A 427-nucleotide genomic window follows, 5' to 3' on the forward strand; every position below is an offset into this window, starting at 1 on the left:
GTCCGAATCCCGGTCGTGCGTCGGCAGCAGGACGCGCGCCTGCTGGTCGAGGAGCCGCACGGCGGTGGCGGCGGCCCGAGCGTCTCCGCCGATGGCTCGGGGCCAGACGGCGGCCAGCAGCTGCTCGGTGCGGGCGAAAATGATCGCCCGGCCCTCAGCGCGGTTCGGCATGGGCTGGTCGAGGCACGCCTGGTGGTCGGGGAGCGGCCGCGGGTCCTCGCACCCGGGGCAGCGGTCGCGCTCCAGGCGCTCCAGGCGGGTGGGAATGCTGGCGGTCACGGTCGGCGCTCTCCTACGTCGGTGCCGGTCACGGCGGCGATCTGCTCGGGGACGATGCGGGCGGCCCAACCGGGCCACTCGCGGGTGATGTGGTCGGCGAGGTCTGGCCGGCCCTCGGTGCGGAGGAGCGCGGTCGTCTCGTCGCGGA

At 75.6% G+C, this 427-nt stretch carries 1 protein-coding gene; it reads right to left on the bottom strand.

Going from position 1 to position 427, the window contains the following annotated elements:
• The coding region (locus ACFY9I_RS42520) for a hypothetical protein (protein WP_391012911.1) at positions 1–279 on the bottom strand (279 nt) is incomplete at its 3' end.
• Between the last annotated feature and the right edge of the window lie 148 nt (positions 280–427).

This window comes from Streptomyces sp. NPDC012510 (genome assembly GCF_042955065.1).
Taxonomy (GTDB): domain Bacteria; phylum Actinomycetota; class Actinomycetes; order Streptomycetales; family Streptomycetaceae; genus Streptomyces.